Genomic DNA, 19486 nt, shown 5'->3' with positions numbered 1-19486 from the left:
CTTTCAGACAAATGTGGTAGTTTATCTGAGCCTAACATAGATGGCTTTTTCTGTCTAGCTTAATTTTACAAATTGGGTATTTACACTTTAATTCAATAATTTAAAAGAGCATTTGTAAACATTTGCCACTACTGTCCCACCTTATTTCGTCAAAAAGAAAAGCAACCAGATTTACTGATTGCTCTAGATTCATGCCGTCTATCGAATAATAATGATAAAGAGAACCGCCTGCCAGCGATTCTCCTCTATGTAATTGTTGACGCTATGATTGTCAAATGGAGACCAGCGGTGTCGCCGTATCGGGCGATGTATCGTAGACTTGGAAATCCACTCCTACTCCCAAATCAGCCTGGGCCAGCTGATTGACCATGGTCATGTGGGCCAGTTCTTTAATATTGTTTTCCTTGGACAAGTGACCAAGATAGATTTTCTTAGTCCGATTACCCAGGGTCCGAATCATGGCATCTGCTCCATCTTCATTGCAGAGATGCCCCTTATCCGACAAAATCCGCTGTTTCAAATTCCACGAATAAGAACCCGCACGCAGGATTTCAACATCATGATTGGACTCAATCAAATAGCCATCTGCATTGGCCACAATCCCAGCCATCCGGTCGCTGACATAACCCGTATCCGTCAGCATAACAAAGGATTTATCATCCTTCATAAAACGGTAAAACTGCGGACAGGCCGCATCGTGGCTAACACCGAAGGACTCAATGTCCAGGTCACCAAAGGTCTTGGTTACCCCCAGTTCAAAAATGTGCTTTTGTGCTATATCAATCTTGCCCAACTTGCCGTCCATGGCCTGCCAGGTCTGCTCATTGGCATAAATGTCCATACCGTATTTGCGGGCCAGAACACCGATTCCATGGATATGGTCGCTGTGCTCATGGGTCACCAAAATGGCATCAATATCATCTGGCTTGCGGTCGATTTCTGCCAAGAGACTGGTAATTTTCTTACCAGAAAGCCCCGCATCCACCAAAATTCGTTTCTTAGGCGTCTCCAAATAAAAACAATTGCCGCTGGAGCCAGACGCCAAAATACTATATTTAAAACCTACTTCCGTCATAACTCCTATTCTTCCTCAAGAGTGTCATCCCACTCATCCATAGCGATTTCCTTACTGTATGGCAAGACAATAGTAAAGGTCGAACCGTGTCCATATTCTGACTTAGCCCAAATAAAACCCTTATGCTGTTTCACAATTTCCTTGGCAATGGCTAAGCCCAGACCTGTCCCCCCTTGGGACCGCGAACGTGCCTTGTCCACCCGGTAAAATCGGTCAAAAATCTTAGGCAAATCAGCCTTGGGAATTCCCAGCCCTTGGTCAGAGATGGAGACAATCAGCTGACTGTCCGTGGTCTTCATACTGAAAGTGATTTTGCCCCCATCCGGCGAATACTTGATTGCATTATTCAGGATATTGTCCAAAACCTGGGTCATCTTGTCCGTATCAATTTCTATCCAAATCGGACTAATCTGATAGTCTCGCACAATCGAATAAATCTTCTCAGAATCTGAATTCTTCATCTGATCAAAACGGTTGAGAATAAAGGTGACAAAGGCCGTGAAGTTAATCAATTCTAGATTCAACTCACCGACTTGATTGTCAAAACGTGACAGGCTCAGGAGATCCGTAATCATCCTCATCATGCGGTTGGTCTCATCTAGAGAAACCTTGACAAAGCTTGGAGCCACCGTTTCTGTAATAGCACCCTCGTCCAAGGCTTCTAGATAAGACTTGACAGATGTTAGAGGTGTCCGCAACTCGTGGCTAACATTAGATACAAAGAGCCGCCGCTCCCGCTCTTCCTTGGCCTGCTCAGTCATATCATGCAGGACAATAACCAGACCAGAAATCAAGCCACTTTCGCTCCGAATGGTCGCAAAATTTGCCCGAAGTGTCAGAAATTCCTGGTTTTCATTGGTGTGCTCAAGCACAATTTCCGGTGTCTGAGCCAGCAATTCACGAAAACTGTATTCCTCCTGGAGGTCCAAAACATCCAAGATATCTGATTGCGTCGCCTCCTGTACGCTCAGACCTAATTGTTTCTGGGCCATGTCGTTAATCATAATGATGCGCCCCATTCGATCGGTTGCCACAACACCATCACTCATATAAGACAAAATGGAACTGAGGCGTGTTTTTTCCTGTTCCAAATTATCATGCGTCAGGCGAATCATTTCAGACAAATCGTTCAAGGAGTTGGTCATATCCGTAATTTCCGGACTACCTCTTAGATCCAGAACATCCGCATAATCTCCTTCCATGAGCGACTTAACACGTTCATTTAATTGTTTAATCTGCTTATTGTCCCGGTAATTCTCAATCAAGAGAACAGTAATGGCAATCACAAAGCCAATACTGATGACAATAAACCAGAATTCCGAGGTCGTTATCAGGTAACGCAGTTGATTAATCATTGGATTTTATAAAGTACCCGACGCCACGGCGGGTCAAGATGTATTCAGGGCGGCTTGGAATGTCTTCGATTTTCTCACGCAAACGACGAACCGTCACGTCGACCGTCCGGACATCACCAAAGTAATCATAGCCCCAAACTGTTTCCAGCAAGTGCTCGCGGGTCATGACTTGACCAATGTGTTGGGCCAGATGATAGAGCAGCTCGAACTCCCGGTGGGTCAATTCCAATTCCTTACCATGTTTTTTGGCAACAAAGGCATCGGGCAAAATCACCAGGTCTCCGATGACCAATTCCGCCTTGCCAGCCACAACAGGAATGGACTGGGTCTCTGTCAACTCGCTCCGGCGAAGCAGAGCCTTGACGCGGGCCTGCAATTCACGGTTAGAGAAAGGCTTGGTCACATAATCGTCCGCTCCAATTTCCAAGCCAATAACCTTGTCAAATTCGCTATCCTTGGCAGACAACATAATAATGGGCACATTGCTGGTCTTACGAATGGTACGGGCCACTTCCAAACCATCCAACTCTGGCAACATCAAATCCAGAATGACAATGTCCGGAAACTCCGCTTCAAATACTTCTAAGGCCTCGCGACCATCAAAAGCTGTCACGACCTCATAGCCCTCACGGGTCATGTTAAATTTAATAATATCCGAGATGGGTCTCTCATCATCTACAACTAGAATTTTTTTCATATTACTTATACCTTTAATTTATTTCTTCTATTATATCATAACTTATCTGGAAAATTCATGTTTAAAATCTATCCCGCTATTCTATGTTATATTTTCTAACATATAGAATTCTTAAATTGTCAGAATATACTTGACATTTAATCTTTGCAATGATATGATGCTTAGTATCGCGTTAGATAAAGGAGATTCTCATGTCATTAGTATCGTTTAAGAATGTTAATAAATATTACGGCGACTACCACGCCCTACGCAATATCAACTTAGAATTTGAACCTGGTCAGGTTGTTGTACTCCTCGGCCCTTCTGGTTCTGGAAAATCCACATTGATTCGTACCATCAATGGACTGGAGTCTGTAGAAGACGGTGAATTGGTGGTACACGGCCACACCGTATCTGGTTCATCTACCAAGGAACTAGTTGCTCTCCGCAAAGAGGTCGGCATGGTTTTCCAACATTTCAACCTCTATCCTCATAAGACAGTCCTAGAAAATGTTACCCTAGCCCCTATCAAGGTTTTGGGCATTGACAAGGCAGAAGCAGAGAAGACTGCGCAAAAATACCTAGAATTTGTAAACCTCTGGGACCGCAAGAACTCTTATCCAGCCATGCTTTCTGGTGGACAAAAGCAGCGTGTGGCTATCGCCCGTGGACTGGCTATGCACCCCGAACTCCTGCTCTTTGATGAGCCAACTTCTGCCCTTGACCCTGAAACCATCGGTGATGTTCTTGCAGTTATGCAAAAATTGGCCCGCGACGGCATGAACATGATTGTTGTAACCCATGAAATGGGCTTTGCCCGTGAGGTGGCTGATCGTATCATCTTCATGGCAGAAGGCGAGGTTTTGGTGGATACGACCGACGTCAATGGCTTCTTTGACAATCCAACAGAACCACGCGCCAAGCAGTTCCTCAGCAAGATTATCAACCACGAATCAGATAAGGTTAAGATCTAGGAGGTGCCTATGGATACAAAGAAAATCAATTTATTTTTCGCCATTCGGATGCTCTTGATTGGTGTGGTCCTCCTCTTTGCTTTCAGTCAAACCAAGGTGCAGACTGAAACTCCTGCTCAAGCTGTCAGCAGCGACCAGGTCCAGGCTATCATTGACCGTGGTGTTCTCCGTGTCGGCGTCAAACAAGACGTACCAAACTTTGGTTTTAAAAATCCAGACACTGGCGAATTTGAAGGAATGGAAATTGACATTGCCCGCAAAATTGCACAAGAACTGGGCGTAGATATCGAATTTACACCAGTTACAGCACAGACTCGTGGTCCACTTCTAGACAACGAGCAGGTCGACATGGTCATCGCGACTTTCACCATCACGGAAGAACGCAAACTCCTCTATAACTTTACCAGCCCTTACTATACAGACGCTGTCGGCTTCCTGGTTAATAAGGATTCTGGTATCAAGACCTTCAAGGATTTGGACGGTAAGAACATCGGGGTTGCCCAAGGCTCTATCACACGAAAACTAATTTCTGATTTAGCTGATAAGCACGGCATTTCCGTAACCTTCGCAGAATTGGGTTCTTATCCTGAACTCTCTGTTTCTCTCCGTGCCCATCGCACAGATGCCTTCTCAGTAGACCAGTCTATCCTGTCAGGCTATATTGGTTCCCAGTCTAAGCTCATGGACTTCAGCTTCTCAGCATCGGACTACGGCATTGTGACTAAATTATCCAATAACGACCTTAATGATTACTTAAACGGTCTCATCGAAACATGGACAGCGGATGGCAGTCTACAGGCTATCTACGATGCCAACGGACTCAAACCTGTCACTGAAACAGATGAATAGGGAGCGGGAAAGAACTCGACTAAGGGAAAGAGAGTTCGTCTAAACTCTCGAGTTTCTGGGTTCAGGCTAAAACGGTCTATTCCCAGACCGTTTTACTCCCTCCCCCGCACAGCTCCAAGGTTCGGGGAACCTTTGGAGGTTGGAAATTGAACGAACACAGTTCATATCATTCGTTAGGGCTGGTTCGGAGCGTAAAACGCGAACCAAACCGCCAATCAACCATTGTGCTGAGATGCTGACTCGAACCACAGCAAGTGAGCCGAGACTCACATCCAACCACCTACTACTACATACTAGAAAGGAACGGTTATGTTTGTTTTTGCAACTAGCCCCTATGCTTGGGAAAACTGGCTGAGCTACTTCAATGATTTTCCAGTCTTTTTCCAAGGCTTCCTCTTTACCCTAGCTATTTCTATCGGTGCCTTTATCACGGCCATGCTGCTAGGAATTCTCTTCGGTAGCCTATCATCCAGCAAGAAAAAATCACTCAAATTGTTGTCCCGTATTTATGTTGAATACTACCAAAACACACCACTCTTGGTGCAATTCATGATTGTCTATTACGGTCTGCCCTTGATTTCCAACTATGTGCTCATGCCATCTATCTATTGGACAGCGGTTATCTGTGTCGGGCTTTACCACGGTGCCTATATTGCCGAAGTTATCCGTGCAGGTATCGAGGCGGTACCGACTGGTCAGACTGAGGCTGCCCTATCTCAAGGCTTTACTGCCAGCGAGACTATGCGCATCATCATCTTGCCACAGGCTATCCCAACCATTCTTCCACCATTAACCAACCAAGTGGTTAACTTGATTAAAAATACGGCCACGGTCGCTATTATCTCTGGTGCAGACATCATGTTCATGACCAAGTCCTGGTCTGCCATGAATGCCAACTACATTCCAGCCTTTGCAGGCGCGGCCTTTCTCTACTTTATCATGTGTTTCCCCGTTGCTAGCTGGGGACGCCGGATTGAAGAGAAAAACAAGGCTGCCTTCAGTCATTAAGGAGGTCTATGATGAATACTATTTCAGAACTTCTCAAACCATCGACCTTCCAATTGCTCTGGTCTGGTTTGCAGCTCACTCTCTACATTTCAAGCATCTCTGTGGTCCTATCTGTCCTCTTCGGAATGATTTTGGCCATCATGCGAAATGGAAAAAATCCACTCTTCAAGTGGATTGCAACGATCTATATCGAATTTGTCCGTAACGTACCCAACCTGCTCTGGATTTTCACTGTTTTCTTGGTATTTCAGATGAAGTCAACGCCAGCTGGTATTACAGCTTTTACCATTTTCACGACCGCTGCTATGGCAGAAATCATCCGCGGTGGTCTCAATGCCATTGGTCCAGGTCAAACAGAGGCTGGTCTGGCGCAAGGATTCACACCTGTCCAGATTATGATTTATATCATCATGCCACAGGCTATTCGCAAGATGTTGCCAGCCATCATTTCACAAATCGTAACGGTCATCAAGGACACCAGTTTTCTCTATTCCGTTATTGCCCTCCAGGAACTCTTTGGCTCCAGCCAAATCCTCATGGGACGCTACTTTGAGGCCGAGCAGGTCTTTGCTCTCTATCTCATGGTTGCCCTCATCTACTTCCTCATCAACTTCGCCATTTCCAGCCTATCACGCTACGTGGCTAAGTCTTGGGCAAGCAGTATTGAATAAGAATGACAACTCCTGATTTTCGGGAGTTTTTTTCTATGCAAAAAGAAGTCCTTTCGGACTTCGCTGATTTACAAAATCATTCTGCTAGTTGATAGAAAATGACTATGTTGAAGGACAAAATAGTGCTGATAATATTCGAGATTTTTGAGCGAACGAATTTATGAGATAACGGTTACTCAGAAACAATCAACATAGATTTAATCTCTTTACGGTCCGCCATATCTTGATAGGCTTGGTTAATTTCACTGAAATCATAGGTATTTGTGAAAACTTTGCCAGGGTTAATCCTTCCATCCAAGACGGCTTCGAGTAATTCATTTTTGACATAGGTAGTGACCGATGCTGAACCACCGCCGAAGGAAATATTCTGTGCAAACGTCGAGCCAATCGGACGGTTATTGTAGTGAGGGATACCAACATAGCCGATACGACCACCATTATGAAGGACCCCCAGTGCCTGCTCAATAGAAGATTCTGTACCAACGCACTCAAGGGCAGCATCTGCTCCTCCACCTAAAATTTCACGCACCTTTGCAATACCTTTCTCACCACGTTCAGCAACAACAGCAGTTGCACCCAGTTGAAGGGCTAATTTCTGACGATCTTCATGACGGCTCATCATAATGATTTGAGACGCACTTCGCATTTTAGCAGCAATAACGGCACATTGACCGACAGCGCCATCTCCAATCACAACGACCTTGTCGCCTTGTTTCACTTGTGCTACCCTCGCAGCATGATATCCTGTAGGCATGACATCTGCCAAGGCCAGTAAAGACTTCAGCAGATCTTCTGAGTAATCAGATGGCTGACCAGGTACTTTAATCAGTGCCCAGTTCGCATAGTGAAAACGTAGGTATTCTGCCTGGTAACCGTTTCCCCAGTTAGTCGGAGCTACATGATTATCACAAGTGCCGTCAAATCCAGCACGGCAGGCATCGCATTCACCACAACCATGCGTAAAGGGTACAATGACAAAATCTCCGGGATGAATATCTGTCACTTCGGGACCAACTTCTTCAACAATACCAAGTGCCTCGTGTCCAGAATTGACAGAATAACCTTCTTTACCATCCCCATGAGAGTATGACCAGAGGTCCGAACCACAAACACAGGCACGGACAATTTTTATAATGGCGTCATCCGGTGCTTGAATCGTTGGTTTATTAACCTCTTCGATAATCATTGACCCAGCTTTTTCAAAAATAGCAGTTTTCAATTTAATATTTCCTTCCAAAATTAATGATTTGTATTAATAATTTTAGCAGGTACACCTGCAACAGTTGTATTATCAGGTACATCCTTTGTCACAACACTTCCAGCACCTACTATAGCATTTTCACCAACCGTCACCCCTGGTAATATAGTTGCTCCCGCACCAATCCAGGCATTGTTCTTAATATGGACGGATTTCAAAATTAAGCCCCGTCGCTGTGATGATTCTTGAGGGTGATTAACTGAGATAATCATAGCACGAGGACCAATCAAGACCTTGTCCTCAATAACAATCCCACCTAAATCTGTCATCATCACATCCGTATTGATAAAAACTTCCTTACCGATGGAAATATGGCGTCCGAAATCCGTTCGGAAAGGCAATGCAATTGACGTTGTATCATCCAACTTCTTACACATGATTTTTTCCAGCAAGTCACGTTTACTCGCTTCGCTTTGGACTTCTGTATTCAATTTTTCTATAAGCGGTAAGGTTTCAGCAGTAATTTCGTGAATAAGTTCGTAAACAATGTCTCCTTTTTTAATGATTTCTCCTGTTTCAATGAACGATTTAATTTCTTGATGCATACTTCATACCTTATTTTAGTTACTGTTTCCTTTCCTGTTTTCTTTAGATATTTTATTACAAACACAACCCATAATCAAATACTTGTTTTATGTTCTATGTATGCCTATGAGGCATATATTGTGGTATAATAATTCTAAAAAATCACTAGGAGCTAGTAATGGATATCCGTGTTCTTAATTACTTTGTCACAATCGTACAAACCAAATCTATATCTAATGCCGCCAAGGCCTTGCATATCACACAGCCAACCCTTTCTCGACAAATTCGAGACTTGGAAACAGAATTAGAAACTCAGCTTTTCGATCGTGGTAGCCGAGAAATTCAGATAACCGAAGACGGGCGTTACCTTTACAATCGCGCCATAGAAATTCTATCCTTAGTCAATAAAACAGAAAATAACATCCGTAGAAACGATGGTATTTCGGGTGAACTTAGTATTGGAGCCGCGGAAAGTCAATCTCTGGATATCATGGCACGAGCCGTTAAAAAATTGACCACTACCTATCCAGAAGTTAAAGTACACATTCTTAGTGGTAACTCTGACTATGTACAAGAATATTTAGACCAAGGCAATATTGATATCGGTATAACCTTTGGTTCTTTTGATGAAAGTAAATATAATCACTTACCTCTTCCAAATAGAGATTCTTGGGGGATACTTGTTCCAAAAAATCATCCCTTAGCCACTCTTCAGACCCCAAAACTTCATGATGTAATCAAATATCCACTGATAGTATCTGCTCAGCCCAACATCACCTTTGAAGAACTAGATAAAGTTGGTGATTATCGCATTGTTGCAACTTATAATCTTCTATATAATGCTGCTCTTCTTGTCAAGGCAGGTGTTGGTGTTGCACTTTGCTTGAACGGCATTGTCTTGACTGATGAATATAGCCAACTAAAATTTATAAAATTACAAGAAGGTAACCATGACCCTCTACAAGTTCTCTGGAAAAAACAAAACAATCAATCCAGGGTCGCCAATAAGTTTTTAAAAATTTTAAAAGAGATTTCTGAAACGAATGTCCAGTAAAATGACAATCAGCTTTCTAAAGAAATCTAGTCTATTCTATTTTGACAACTTGGGAGTTTTTCGCTGTCAAAAAAGAAGCCCTTTCGGACTTCTCCTTATAATTATTATTCAGCTGTTTCAGCTGGACGTGATTTGCGAGCAATATCTGCTAAGATATGATCCACAAATTCTGATACAGACTGAGTTTGCGTTACTTTACTTCCGTAGCGACGAACGTTGACAGCATTATCTTCCATTTCCTTGTCACCGACGATGAGCTGGTATGGAATCTTGCTGGTCTGGCTCTGACGGATCTTGTATTGCATCTTCTCGTTACGCTCATCTACGTGTACGCGAACGCCACGGTCTTGCAATTCTTTGGCAACCTTCCAAGCGTAATCCAAGTGAGCTTCCACAGAGATTGGAATCATAGTCACTTGGGTTGGAGCCAACCAGGTTGGGAAGGCACCCTTGTAGGTTTCAATCAAGATAGCGGTGAAGCGCTCCATAGTTGAAATCACACCACGGTGAATCATGACTGGGCGGTGCTCCTCACCATCAGCACCGATATAAGTCAAACCAAAGCGTTCTGGCAAGAGGAAGTCCAACTGAATGGTTGACAGGGTTTCTTCGTTACCAAGGGCAGTCTTCACTTGAATATCCAATTTCGGACCGTAGAAGGCTGCTTCACCCTCTGCTTCAAAGTAATCCACACCCATTTCATCCATGGCACCTTTCAGCATACGCTGGGCATTTTCCCACATCTCATCGTTATCATAGTACTTCTCTTTGTCCTCTGGGTCACGATAAGACAGGCGGAAACGATAGTCGTTTAGGTTGAAATCTGCGTACACATCGATAATCAACTGGAGAGCTTTTTTAAACTCTTCTTGGATTTGCTCAGGTGTGACAAAGATATGACCGTCGTTAAGAGTCATCTCACGCACACGCTGCAAACCAGTCAATGCACCTGATTTCTCATAGCGGTGCATCATACCAAGCTCAGCGATACGCACTGGCAATTCACGGTAAGAACGCACATGGTTTTTGTAAACTTGAATGTGGTGCGGGCAGTTCATCGGACGAAGCACAAACTCCTCACCGTCGCCCATGTCCATAGTTGGAAACATATCTTCTGAGTAATGCTCCCAGTGACCTGAAGTCTTGTAGAGCTCAACAGAAGCCAACGGTGGCGTATAAACGTGCTGGTAACCTGAAGCCAATTCCTTGTCTGTGATGTAACGCTCCAAGGTACGACGAATAGTTGCACCATTTGGCAACCAGAATGGCAAACCTTGGCCAACTTCTTGACTGATCATGAAGAGATCTAATTCCTTACCAAGTTTACGGTGGTCACGTTCTTTTGCTTCCTCACGCATTTGAAGGTAAGCCTTGAGGTCTTTCTTGTCAAACCAAGCTGTACCATAGACACGTTGCATCATTGGATTTTCGCTCTTACCACGCCAGTAAGCACCAGCCACATTGAGCAATTCAAAAATCTGGATACGACCTGTTGACGGAACGTGTGGGCCACGGCAAAGGTCAACGTATTCACCCTGGGTATAGATAGTCAAACCACCCTCGTCATCAGAGTGTTCTTGAATGAGTTCCAACTTGTATGGATCGTTTTTGAAAATCTCAAGAGCTTCTTCCTTAGTCACTTCACGGCGTTCAGAAGGGAAGTTTTCCTTGACAATCTTCATCATTTCTTCCTGAATGCGTGGCAGATCTTCATTTGAAATCTGACCAGCCACATTGTCCGTGTCATAGTAGAAACCGTCCTGAATAGCTGGACCAACGCCCAACTTGATGTCTGGGAAAAGGCGACGAGCCGCTTGGGCAAATAAGTGGGCAGCTGAGTGACGCAAGATGTCCAAAGCATCTTCATGATCAGGTGTTACGATTTCAAGCGTCCCATCCTCTTCAATGGCACGAGTAGTATCAATCAATTTACCATTGAACTTACCAGCAAGCGCCTTTTTCGCCAAAGACTTGCTGATGCTCTCCGCAATTTCAAAAGTTGTCACACCAGCTTGGTACTCACGAACAGCACCATCTGGGAATGTAATGTTTATCATGGTTATCTCCTTATTATTTATTTTTAATCCCTAATAACTCTTCTTTTTGAGCTAAAAAGGTTTCCATTTCTTTTTGAATATCGATATCGAGGCGGTAAGCCAATGCGATCAACCACCAGATATTTTCAGCCAGTTTCTGCTCCAAGGTATAGGGCGTTTCGTCATAGTAACGACCCTGCTTGGTCATAATGAGACGATTCATATTGCCAATATCGTTAGTCAAAGCCAAGAGGTCCTCTTCAATAGACCACTCTTTGTCGTGGTGCTTGACCTCCAACTCTCTGTAAGCCTTGCGAACGGCTAGGCAACGGTCAATCGTTTCTTGTGGAATGCTGGTCAACTTCATCTCCTTATTTTGTCAAAAAAGAAAACACGACGCCCTCACAAAAGGACGTCGTAACGTGGTTCCACCTTCATTCATCACCAGCTCAAAAAAACTGATGACCTCAGAATGGCGATAAGGGAACCACCCTTTTATGTTTGCATAAAATCATACCGAGTAGTGTCCATCCTATCCTCTATGCGCTCACAGCAACCACGCACTCTCTCAAAGATTTCCTAGAATGGATAAGTCTCTAACAGTTATTATAGCAGGATTTTCGGATTTTTCAAGGATTTTTGCGAGAATTTCTAGATTTTCCAATTCCAAGCATCTTCCTCATCAAAACCCCTACTCCTACTCCGAGAAAACCTATGAGAATGTAAGGAATAACGTAGATTTCTGAGCCCTCTGCATTTGGAAAAATCAGGGCATCGACTGGCAGATAAAACAAGCCTTGTAGCAGTGGAAACCACCAGGAAAAGCCGTTTTTTATTGAATAGATTGTCGATACAAGTAAAATAAAGACCGGCTGGTAGATGATAATTAAGTTAATCAAAAGCCCTTTTATGGTATAGTCATCTAGCGGAGAATACATGATCAGCACCGGCACCAGATAATAGACCAGCAAAGTAGGCAAGATGTACCAAAAGATTTTTCCTGAATTCTTCATTTTCATCCCTCCTAATCAAAGAAATTACGAACGGATTTGACCTGGGCAACTGATTTTCTGAGAATCCGAGCTGTGGTGTCGGTTGATTTGACAACGGCCTTGGCTGGTAAGGTGACCGCTCCCTTGAGCAATACTTCTGCCACACTGTCTTGATTGGTGTGTTCCTTCTGGAAATCATGGGAAATTTTCAAATCCAGGTAATACTCAAAAACTCGGTGACCGAAATTCTTGGCGGAAATTTCATAGAGCTTTTTCTCCAGCAAGTAGGCATTCATGCTTGGCGTCGCCAAAATCGCATCAATGACCACATCTGCTATGTCCTTTTCCCGCTTAAAGAGGGTTCCAAACATCTTGTCCGTCACCAAATTATCCAAATAAGGATTCGAATGGGCTAGGATTGGAGTGCCTGATGCCAGGCTTTCCAAGAAGGTCAGACCCTGGGTTTCACTGGTAGATGCCGAGATAAAGAAATCAGCCGCTTTATAGTATAGAGCAGTATCGCTCGGCGCAATCATGCCCGTCATCTGAATATGACTGGCCAGCTGCATGCGGTCAATCATCTCCTGCAGCTCTCCCGCATAAGGTCCACCACCAACGATAACCAGCTTGACCTTGGGATTTTCAGCCAAAATAGCCGGCATGGCCTTGACAAGGGCCTGAATATTTTTTTCATTGGAGATACGAGACAGGCTGAGCAGCATAGTTTCATCCTTAGCAATCCCCAGTTGCTGCCTCAGTTCATCAATATCCTCTTGGCAAATCTCAGGTCGGTCAAACTTGGCCAAATCAATTCCTGTCGGTATGACCCTTTTGGAAATAGGAACCTGATACTTATTCAGCAAATCTTCTACAATCTCGCTGGGACAGATAATCCCATCAAGGTCACGGAAGAAGGGTTTGAGGATATACTTGACCATGCTAGGGCGGATAATTTTCCCCTTAGCAATATAGTGGACGTAGTCCTCATACTGGGTATGGTAGGTATGAATAACTGGAATCCCCAATTCCTTGGCAATCAATTTCCCCAAAATCCCCAAAGAAAACTCCGTATGGGTATGAATAATATCCAGCTTGTAACGGCTGGCAATTTTCAAGGCATCCACAAAGCCAGCATAGGCCACTCGACGGTCCTTAAAGGCAAAGAAGGGCACGCTAGGAATGCGGATAATATCCCAATCCTCATAGCGGTTGACACCCTCATCAGTGGTCGTAAAAATAAATACTGCATGACCTAGTTTTTCCAGCTCCGTTTTCAGGGTCCGAATAGAAGTCGCAACCCCCGAAACCTGCGGAAAATAGGTATCTGTAAACAATCCAATACGCATTTATAACTCCATGACTTGGCGATAGGCTTCTACTAGCTGGTGGGCTACATTGTCCATCGAGCGACTAACTGCCACCTGATAACCTGCCTCGCGCTTGTCTACTTTTTTATCTAAGATATTTTGAATGGATTGGACAAAATCATCGACAGTCTTGCCCAATTCAGCACTTGTTTCATCAATCCAGCCTTCATAAACTGGAATATCTCTCAGCACAACATGCTGGTGGCTGGCTAAAGCTTCCAAGACGACAATCCCTTCCGTCTCTTCATAGGATGGGAAGAAAAAGGCATCCGCTCCGCTCATTGCCCCCTGAAAAACAGCCCCCTTGAAGTAACCAGGAAACTCGACATTAGGCGGATGAGCTCCTTCTACAATTTTCCGGATATAGGATGGAATCATCCATTTATTGATAGAGCCTAGCCAAATGAAGCGCACATGGGGTAGCTTTTCAGCCACCTTGACAAAATCCTCTATGCCCTTGCGGCGGAAATAAAGCCCAGCACAGACCACGACTGGTTGTCCCTCTTTAATACCGAAATAATCCCGAAAAACAGCCTCTTTGCGAGCATCTTTCTTGTACTTGTTCAAATCAATCCCATTGGACACGGCAACGATTGGAGTTGTCACCCCATAGGATTGGATGAGCTGCTTAGAATACTCTGACGGGGTAATGATAAAATCTGCTTTTCGGTACATGCTGGCCAGATATTTTCCCACAAATGGCGCCAGGCGATTGGATCCGATAAAGGAATTTTGAAAATCTTCCTTGGTCGAATGCCCGTGCAAAATGACCTTCTTTCCATGGCGTTTGGCAGCGTGCAAAAGCAACCAGGAACGTGGCCCATAGGTATTGATATGAATGACATCATAATCCCCTAAAAGGTCCGTCGTATAGGGAATTCCAGCCATGTCCAGGGCTTCCATTTGATGGTGGAGGGCCCGACCAATCCCTGATTTTTCCAGAACTGTCTTGCCTTCCAAATAGAGTAAAACTTTCATGATTCTATTATAGTTGATTTAAAAGAAAAAATATAGCGGAAACATGAAAAATCCAAGAAGACAAGGCTTAGCTTTATTCAACCTTCTACACTGTTAATGAATCGAGGAGCAGAAAACCAAAAAGAAGCTGACACAAGGTCAACTTCCCATCATAATGAGTATATATTTTAGCCAAGTTCAGCTTTTTTTCTTTTCACTAAACCAAATCCAAGCATTCCCACTACAAGTCCAAGAGATGTCAAAGCATCTTCTTGTCCAGTAATCGGCAATGTTTTAGCAGTTTGTCCTGAGGATTGATTGCTAGCAGATTGTTCAGTGTTACCAGTTCCTTGTGATACGCCTCTGCTGAACCGCCAGCTGCAGCACCACCACCAACTAGATGCGAAATTGTTGGAGTAACTGTTGTTTCTTGCAAGATTTCAGTAGGTAAAATGTGACCCTGACTTAGAATGGCTGTAATGTCAAGCTCTGGTAATTCATGTGTAACGCTGTCGCCTTTTGCTGTGATAATTGAATCCACAACTGATGTTTCTACCTGAGGTTCCTCAACCGGAGCTACAACTATTAGCTCGTCAACCAAAATTGTACCCTGTGGCTCATCAATTGGCGCTACAACAACTGGCTCGTCGGCTGGTGTTATAACGGCTGGTTCGTCAACTGGCGTATCTACCTGAGTTTTCTCAACCGGAGCTTCTACCTGTGGTTCGTCTTCTGGGGTGACAACTGCTGGTTCATCAACTGGGGTCTCTTCGACTGGCGCCGGTTGACTGCCGATAATGATAACTTTGGCAATTGGTTCGATAATTGTAGTTGTACTTGTCGCTGTTACTTCGCCAGTGACTGCGTCAATTTTATAAGTTGTGGTTGTCGTCTCACTGCAGTCAACACCACCAGTCTCACTATAGTAGCCCACAGGTTTAGTAGAATCTGACTCATAGCGAGTACCATACTCAATCATCACTGTCTCAACTACCGGCTGTGTACCTTTGGTAATGACTTTCTCTTCTGGTGCAACAATGACTGGAGTTCCATCGGTTGGAATGCTAGCTCACTTGAAAAATTATTGATCTGTACCGTCTCTTCCGAATAAGCATCTACAACGTGACCGAGCTCGTGAGCCATGACATAGGTTTCCCAGGTAAATTGACCTTTCTCCACATCGATAACACCACCTTTGAAACCGGCATTATTCATATTGTTAATAGCATCATATCCAAGGGTATTTCCACCAAAGCCATGGGGTCGTCATAAATTTTGATAAGACCGTATTGTGATTTGGCGGCGTCTGGCATGGCCTGGTAGAAATTATAGAAATTGTCAATAGCACTATTTTTAACTGTGAAGTTACCATAAATCTTGATCAAATCTTCCTAAGTGACCAAATCGCTACGGTTCATGTAGACATTATAGCGGTTTGTCAAACTAGCAAAGAGGTCTTTGACGCGATTTAAAGTTGCATCAGAGGCAGTTGTACTACCGATTTTTGCGTAAATTGCCTCACTTCTGAGCATGATAGCCTTGGCTTCCGCATACATACAGGCCGGGATAACTGTGCCAAAAGTGTAGCGGTCACTTGGGCTAATCGCTCCCAAGACGGACGCTCGGTTAGACATGGTCACCAATTCCTGCATGGCCATTTTTTGCTGGTCCAATCAACCTTGGTCGTTTCTATTGAATACAGCCATTTGTGGATTTTCCGCACGAGAATAGGTACTAGTACGAGCGTAACGCGTCGTACCAACCATCGGTGAACCACGGTCAGAAATGGTCAAATTTCTTACAGTCATATTTATCAGAATATCCCCGTAACCATTTGCCCATAACGTTGATTGATCGATAACAATCTAGTCACTTGGCTTTTCTTTTGTCAAGTCAACGCTGAACTGTGCTGTATAGTGACCTGTCGTCGCATCAAACATCTTTTGTTCAGGAGTATCATCTTGTAACTCTATAATATTGCTCCGTCGCCTGCAGTTACTGGCTCAACATAGGGAATATCCTCTTCAAACAGTTTTTCATTAGGATCTAATGGGAACTTAGCTGTTGCATACTCAGTACCTGGCAAGGTAGACATGGTATTATATTGATTGTGATAAAGAATTGGCTCAGGATCTGATTCTCCTGGCACTTCCTCAACCGCAAGTGGCTGTTCTATAGGAATTTCCGCTGGTGCTGACACTTCAATTACCGGTTCTGTCTCAGTTTCAACAGAAACTTCTGCTGATATGGCCAGTTCTTGATTTTCTGTTACTGCAGGTGCTGCTACCTCAGCCTGCACATCCTTGTTGCTCACCGCAACTGTTGCTGGATTTTCAGTTGGCAAACTATCGGCGTTAACAATCTGACCACCTAAAAATAGACCCACACAGACTGATGCGACTCCTACTGAAAATTTACGAATACTAAATCGTTGTTTACGAAACAAATCTGTTTCCCCCTACATTCATCTTAAAAACTTACTGAAAGCAAGTCAGACTCTTATATCTGGAGAAGGCCAAAGCAAAGACTAATTTGAATCAAAAATCGAAAGAATTTTTCAGCATGAACTTGTATACACTACTTCCTGTAAAAATATAGAAAAAAGAGCATCTGATTGATACCCCTTGTTCTGATTTTCTATTACTTTTCTACTTATTCTTCAACTCGATGACCATGTCACGAATCTGGGCTGCCAGTTCAAAGTCAAGCACTTCTGCAGCTTCCTGCATTTGTCCTTCCAGTTTCTTGATCATAGCCTTGCGTTCGTCTTTGTTGAGAGCATTGAAGTCCACCACTTCTTCCTTGTCCTGAGTAACAGCTTTGGTTACGCTAATCAGGTCACGGATTTCCTTCTTAATGGTCTGTGGAATGATACCATGTTCTTCATTATAAGCCATCTGGATTTGACGGCGGCGGGCTGTTTCTTCCATGGCCTTCCGCATAGACTCGGTGACCTTGTCTGCATACATAATCACATGACCTTCAGAGTTACGGGCCGCCCGACCGATTGTCTGGATGAGCCCTCGTTCATTACGGAGGAAACCTTCCTTATCAGCATCCAAGATTGCCACCAGACTAACCTCTGGCACGTCAATCCCTTCACGCAAGAGGTTAATCCCTATCAAGACATCAAAGACGCCCAAACGCAAATCACGGATAATCTCCGTACGCTCCAAGGTCTTGATGTCCGAGTGCATATACTTGACCTTGACACCCATTTCTTTAAGATAGTCGGTCAAGTCCTCTGCCATTTTCTTGGTCAGCGTAGTGATAAAAGTCCGCTCGCCTTTCCCAACACGGGCATTGATTTCACCTAAAAGGTCATCCATTTGACCCATGGTTGGACGGACTTCCACCTCTGGATCCAAAAGCCCTGTCGGCCGAATAATCTGCTCGACAACGGTATCGGTCTGCTCCATTTCATAGTCACCCGGCGTCGCAGATACATAGACAATCTGGTGGACATGGCTCTCAAATTCTTCCCTGCGCAGCGGACGATTATCTAGTGCACTCGGGAGGCGGAAACCATAGTTGACCAACATCTCCTTGCGTGAGCGGTCACCATTGTACATCCCCTTAATCTGCCCCATGGTCATGTGGCTCTCGTCAATCATAATCAGGTAGTCTTCAGGGAAAAAGTCCAGCAGTGTGTAGGGAGGCTCGCCCTCGCTTCGCCCGTCCATGTGGCGAGAATAGTTCTCAACTCCGTTGGTGTAGCCCATTTCCCGAAGCATCTCGATGTCGTAGTCGGTTCGTTGTTTCAATCGCTGAGCTTCTAAGAGTTTTCCTTCTGATTCAAAGACCTTGAGCTGCTCTTCCAGCTCCGCCTGAATCTTGGCAATAGCCGTTTCCATGTGATCATCGTTGGTCACGAAGTGGGTGGCAGGGAAAATGGCCAAGTGATCCACATCGCCCAAAACCTTACCTGTCAGGCTTTCAATCTCACGGATGCGGTCGATTTCATCGCCGAAAAATTCGACACGAAAAGCGTGTTCGTCACGAGAAGCTGGGAAAATCTCCACCACATCTCCACGTACACGGAAGCGTCCCCGTTGGAAGTCGATGTCGTTGCGCTCAAACTGGATATCTACCAAAGAATTGAGCAACTCATCGCGCGAAATCTCTTGACCCGGACGCAGGCTGACCACGCTATCTGAATATTCCTTGGGTGAACCCAAACCGTAGATACAAGAAACAGAAGCCACAACAATAACATCGTTTCGTTCCAGCAGGGCTGAAGTCGCTGAGTGGCGGAGCTTGTCAATCTCATCATTGACCGAACTATCCTTTTCAATATAGGTGTCGCTGGACGGAACATAGGCTTCTGGCTGGTAGTAATCGTAGTATGACACGAAGTATTCTACCGCATTTTCTGGGAAGAATTCCTTAAACTCACTATAAAGCTGACCAGCCAAGGTCTTGTTGTGGGCGATAACCAGAGTAGGCTTATTGACACGGGCAATGACCTGACTCATGGTATAGGTCTTACCCGTACCTGTCGCCCCCATGAGAATCTGGGCTTTTTCTCCACCCTCGATATTATCGACCAAGGTTTCGATGGCTTGGGGCTGGTCACCAGACGGTGCATATTTTGACACTAGTTTAAATTGGTTTTCAGTATTTCGGTTGATCATGGTTCTATTTTATCACAAGTCCGACATTTCATTGAAAAAATAGTTTTTCGGGGGT

At 44.3% G+C, this 19486-nt stretch carries 22 protein-coding genes; 5 read left to right on the top strand and 17 right to left on the bottom strand.

Annotated elements, in window-relative coordinates:
* Nucleotides 1-271: 271 nt before the first annotated feature.
* Genes ACHBGV_RS06040 through yycF form a run of 3 tightly spaced genes read right to left on the bottom strand, consistent with a single transcriptional unit; the run spans nucleotide 272 to nucleotide 3127 of the window.
* Nucleotides 272-1075, bottom strand: coding sequence for an MBL fold metallo-hydrolase (locus ACHBGV_RS06040; protein ID WP_394735878.1), 804 nt, complete (start codon nucleotides 1073-1075; stop codon nucleotides 272-274).
* Between the two features lie 5 nt (nucleotides 1076-1080).
* Entirely contained in the window at nucleotides 1081-2430 is a 1350-nt protein-coding gene (gene vicK, locus ACHBGV_RS06035; protein ID WP_105110794.1) for a cell wall metabolism sensor histidine kinase VicK, read from the bottom strand.
* Nucleotides 2423-3127 (bottom strand): response regulator YycF, encoded by a 705-nt coding sequence (gene yycF / locus ACHBGV_RS06030; RefSeq protein ID WP_172096003.1) that lies wholly within the window; start codon nucleotides 3125-3127, stop codon nucleotides 2423-2425. Before yycF ends, vicK begins: the two co-directional genes overlap by 8 nt.
* A gap of 191 nt (nucleotides 3128-3318) precedes the next feature.
* Between yycF and ACHBGV_RS06025 the strand changes: the two genes are divergently transcribed.
* The 4 genes from ACHBGV_RS06025 (at nucleotide 3319) to ACHBGV_RS06010 (ending at nucleotide 6608) form a co-directional block, all read left to right on the top strand.
* Nucleotides 3319-4080 (top strand): amino acid ABC transporter ATP-binding protein, encoded by a 762-nt coding sequence (locus ACHBGV_RS06025; RefSeq protein ID WP_105110792.1) that lies wholly within the window; start codon nucleotides 3319-3321, stop codon nucleotides 4078-4080.
* A 9-nt stretch (nucleotides 4081-4089) separates the two neighbouring features.
* Nucleotides 4090-4929, top strand: a complete 840-nt coding sequence (locus tag ACHBGV_RS06020) for a transporter substrate-binding domain-containing protein (protein ID WP_105122700.1) — start codon at nucleotides 4090-4092, stop codon at nucleotides 4927-4929.
* Nucleotides 4930-5238: 309 nt separating this feature from the next.
* Nucleotides 5239-5937, top strand: a complete 699-nt coding sequence (locus tag ACHBGV_RS06015) for an amino acid ABC transporter permease (RefSeq protein ID WP_394735877.1) — start codon at nucleotides 5239-5241, stop codon at nucleotides 5935-5937.
* 11 nt (nucleotides 5938-5948) lie between these two features.
* The gene (locus tag ACHBGV_RS06010; protein ID WP_105110789.1) at nucleotides 5949-6608 is read left to right on the top strand and encodes an amino acid ABC transporter permease; all 660 of its coding nucleotides are present in this window, start codon (nucleotides 5949-5951) and stop codon (nucleotides 6606-6608) included.
* Nucleotides 6609-6780: 172 nt separating this feature from the next.
* On the opposite strand, the gene ACHBGV_RS06005 is transcribed toward ACHBGV_RS06010, so the two are convergent.
* Together ACHBGV_RS06005 and ACHBGV_RS06000 are read right to left on the bottom strand one after the other, a co-directional pair.
* Entirely contained in the window at nucleotides 6781-7827 is a 1047-nt protein-coding gene (locus tag ACHBGV_RS06005) for an alcohol dehydrogenase catalytic domain-containing protein (protein ID WP_394735876.1), read from the bottom strand.
* 20 nt (nucleotides 7828-7847) lie between these two features.
* A complete protein-coding gene (locus tag ACHBGV_RS06000) occupies nucleotides 7848-8399 on the bottom strand; it encodes a DapH/DapD/GlmU-related protein (protein ID WP_394719786.1) in 552 nt (183 codons plus the stop codon).
* Between the two features lie 170 nt (nucleotides 8400-8569).
* On the opposite strand from ACHBGV_RS06000, the gene ACHBGV_RS05995 reads away from it, so the two are divergent.
* Complete coding sequence (locus ACHBGV_RS05995) at nucleotides 8570-9445, top strand: LysR substrate-binding domain-containing protein (protein WP_172079866.1); 876 nt, start codon at nucleotides 8570-8572, stop codon at nucleotides 9443-9445.
* A gap of 104 nt (nucleotides 9446-9549) precedes the next feature.
* Here the strand turns inward: ACHBGV_RS05995 and thrS are convergent, their stop codons facing one another.
* The 12 genes from thrS to uvrB form a co-directional block, all read right to left on the bottom strand.
* Nucleotides 9550-11502 (bottom strand): threonine--tRNA ligase, encoded by a 1953-nt coding sequence (thrS, locus tag ACHBGV_RS05990; RefSeq protein WP_394735875.1) that lies wholly within the window; start codon nucleotides 11500-11502, stop codon nucleotides 9550-9552.
* Between the two features lie 13 nt (nucleotides 11503-11515).
* Nucleotides 11516-11842, bottom strand: a complete 327-nt coding sequence (locus tag ACHBGV_RS05985) for a MazG-like protein (protein ID WP_394735874.1) — start codon at nucleotides 11840-11842, stop codon at nucleotides 11516-11518.
* Nucleotides 11843-12110: 268 nt separating this feature from the next.
* Complete coding sequence (locus ACHBGV_RS05980) at nucleotides 12111-12494, bottom strand: hypothetical protein (RefSeq protein WP_394735873.1); 384 nt, start codon at nucleotides 12492-12494, stop codon at nucleotides 12111-12113.
* An 11-nt stretch (nucleotides 12495-12505) separates the two neighbouring features.
* Entirely contained in the window at nucleotides 12506-13819 is a 1314-nt protein-coding gene (locus tag ACHBGV_RS05975) for a glycosyltransferase family 4 protein (protein ID WP_105110782.1), read from the bottom strand.
* Complete coding sequence (locus tag ACHBGV_RS05970; protein WP_105122693.1) at nucleotides 13820-14818, bottom strand: glycosyltransferase family 4 protein; 999 nt, start codon at nucleotides 14816-14818, stop codon at nucleotides 13820-13822. It lies immediately after the preceding gene.
* Nucleotides 14819-15056: 238 nt separating this feature from the next.
* Nucleotides 15057-15776, bottom strand: coding sequence for a hypothetical protein (locus tag ACHBGV_RS05965; RefSeq protein WP_125266249.1), 720 nt, complete (start codon nucleotides 15774-15776; stop codon nucleotides 15057-15059).
* An 11-nt stretch (nucleotides 15777-15787) separates the two neighbouring features.
* Entirely contained in the window at nucleotides 15788-16012 is a 225-nt protein-coding gene (locus tag ACHBGV_RS05960; RefSeq protein ID WP_125266248.1) for a hypothetical protein, read from the bottom strand.
* Entirely contained in the window at nucleotides 16009-16182 is a 174-nt protein-coding gene (locus tag ACHBGV_RS05955) for a hypothetical protein (protein WP_172073559.1), read from the bottom strand. Before ACHBGV_RS05955 ends, ACHBGV_RS05960 begins: the two co-directional genes overlap by 4 nt.
* A gap of 6 nt (nucleotides 16183-16188) precedes the next feature.
* A complete protein-coding gene (locus ACHBGV_RS05950; protein WP_125266247.1) occupies nucleotides 16189-16470 on the bottom strand; it encodes a hypothetical protein in 282 nt (93 codons plus the stop codon).
* On the bottom strand, nucleotides 16471-16605 hold the full coding sequence (locus tag ACHBGV_RS05945) for a hypothetical protein (RefSeq protein ID WP_269089460.1): 135 nt from the start codon (nucleotides 16603-16605) through the stop codon (nucleotides 16471-16473). It lies immediately after the preceding gene.
* Between the two features lie 161 nt (nucleotides 16606-16766).
* Nucleotides 16767-17243, bottom strand: coding sequence for a YSIRK-type signal peptide-containing protein (locus tag ACHBGV_RS05940; protein ID WP_394735872.1), 477 nt, complete (start codon nucleotides 17241-17243; stop codon nucleotides 16767-16769).
* Nucleotides 17244-17445: 202 nt separating this feature from the next.
* Nucleotides 17446-19431 carry an excinuclease ABC subunit UvrB gene (uvrB, locus tag ACHBGV_RS05935; RefSeq protein WP_394735871.1) on the bottom strand — a complete coding sequence of 662 codons (1986 nt, stop codon included), beginning with the start codon at nucleotides 19429-19431 and terminating at the stop codon, nucleotides 17446-17448.
* Nucleotides 19432-19486: the final 55 nt, after the last annotated feature.

The organism is Streptococcus sp. A34, from assembly GCF_043674115.1.
GTDB classification, from domain to species: domain Bacteria; phylum Bacillota; class Bacilli; order Lactobacillales; family Streptococcaceae; genus Streptococcus; species Streptococcus suis_V.
This window is presented reverse-complemented; position numbering and strand designations above follow the sequence as displayed.

Coding starts and splice junctions, on each gene's coding strand:
- ACHBGV_RS06040 (WP_394735878.1), bottom strand. CDS start 1,075: ATGACGGAAGTAGGTTTTAAATATAGTATTTTGGCGTCTGGCTCCAGC.
- vicK (WP_105110794.1), bottom strand. CDS start 2,430: ATGATTAATCAACTGCGTTACCTGATAACGACCTCGGAATTCTGGTTT.
- yycF (WP_172096003.1), bottom strand. CDS start 3,127: ATGAAAAAAATTCTAGTTGTAGATGATGAGAGACCCATCTCGGATATT.
- ACHBGV_RS06025 (WP_105110792.1), top strand. CDS start 3,319: ATGTCATTAGTATCGTTTAAGAATGTTAATAAATATTACGGCGACTAC.
- ACHBGV_RS06020 (WP_105122700.1), top strand. CDS start 4,090: ATGGATACAAAGAAAATCAATTTATTTTTCGCCATTCGGATGCTCTTG.
- ACHBGV_RS06015 (WP_394735877.1), top strand. CDS start 5,239: ATGTTTGTTTTTGCAACTAGCCCCTATGCTTGGGAAAACTGGCTGAGC.
- ACHBGV_RS06010 (WP_105110789.1), top strand. CDS start 5,949: ATGAATACTATTTCAGAACTTCTCAAACCATCGACCTTCCAATTGCTC.
- ACHBGV_RS05995 (WP_172079866.1), top strand. CDS start 8,570: ATGGATATCCGTGTTCTTAATTACTTTGTCACAATCGTACAAACCAAA.
- thrS (WP_394735875.1), bottom strand. CDS start 11,502: ATGATAAACATTACATTCCCAGATGGTGCTGTTCGTGAGTACCAAGCT.
- ACHBGV_RS05980 (WP_394735873.1), bottom strand. CDS start 12,494: ATGAAGAATTCAGGAAAAATCTTTTGGTACATCTTGCCTACTTTGCTG.
- ACHBGV_RS05975 (WP_105110782.1), bottom strand. CDS start 13,819: ATGCGTATTGGATTGTTTACAGATACCTATTTTCCGCAGGTTTCGGGG.
- ACHBGV_RS05970 (WP_105122693.1), bottom strand. CDS start 14,818: ATGAAAGTTTTACTCTATTTGGAAGGCAAGACAGTTCTGGAAAAATCA.
- ACHBGV_RS05965 (WP_125266249.1), bottom strand. CDS start 15,776: ATGATTGAGTATGGTACTCGCTATGAGTCAGATTCTACTAAACCTGTG.
- ACHBGV_RS05960 (WP_125266248.1), bottom strand. CDS start 16,012: ATGAATAATGCCGGTTTCAAAGGTGGTGTTATCGATGTGGAGAAAGGT.
- ACHBGV_RS05945 (WP_269089460.1), bottom strand. CDS start 16,605: ATGACTGTAAGAAATTTGACCATTTCTGACCGTGGTTCACCGATGGTT.
- uvrB (WP_394735871.1), bottom strand. CDS start 19,431: ATGATCAACCGAAATACTGAAAACCAATTTAAACTAGTGTCAAAATAT.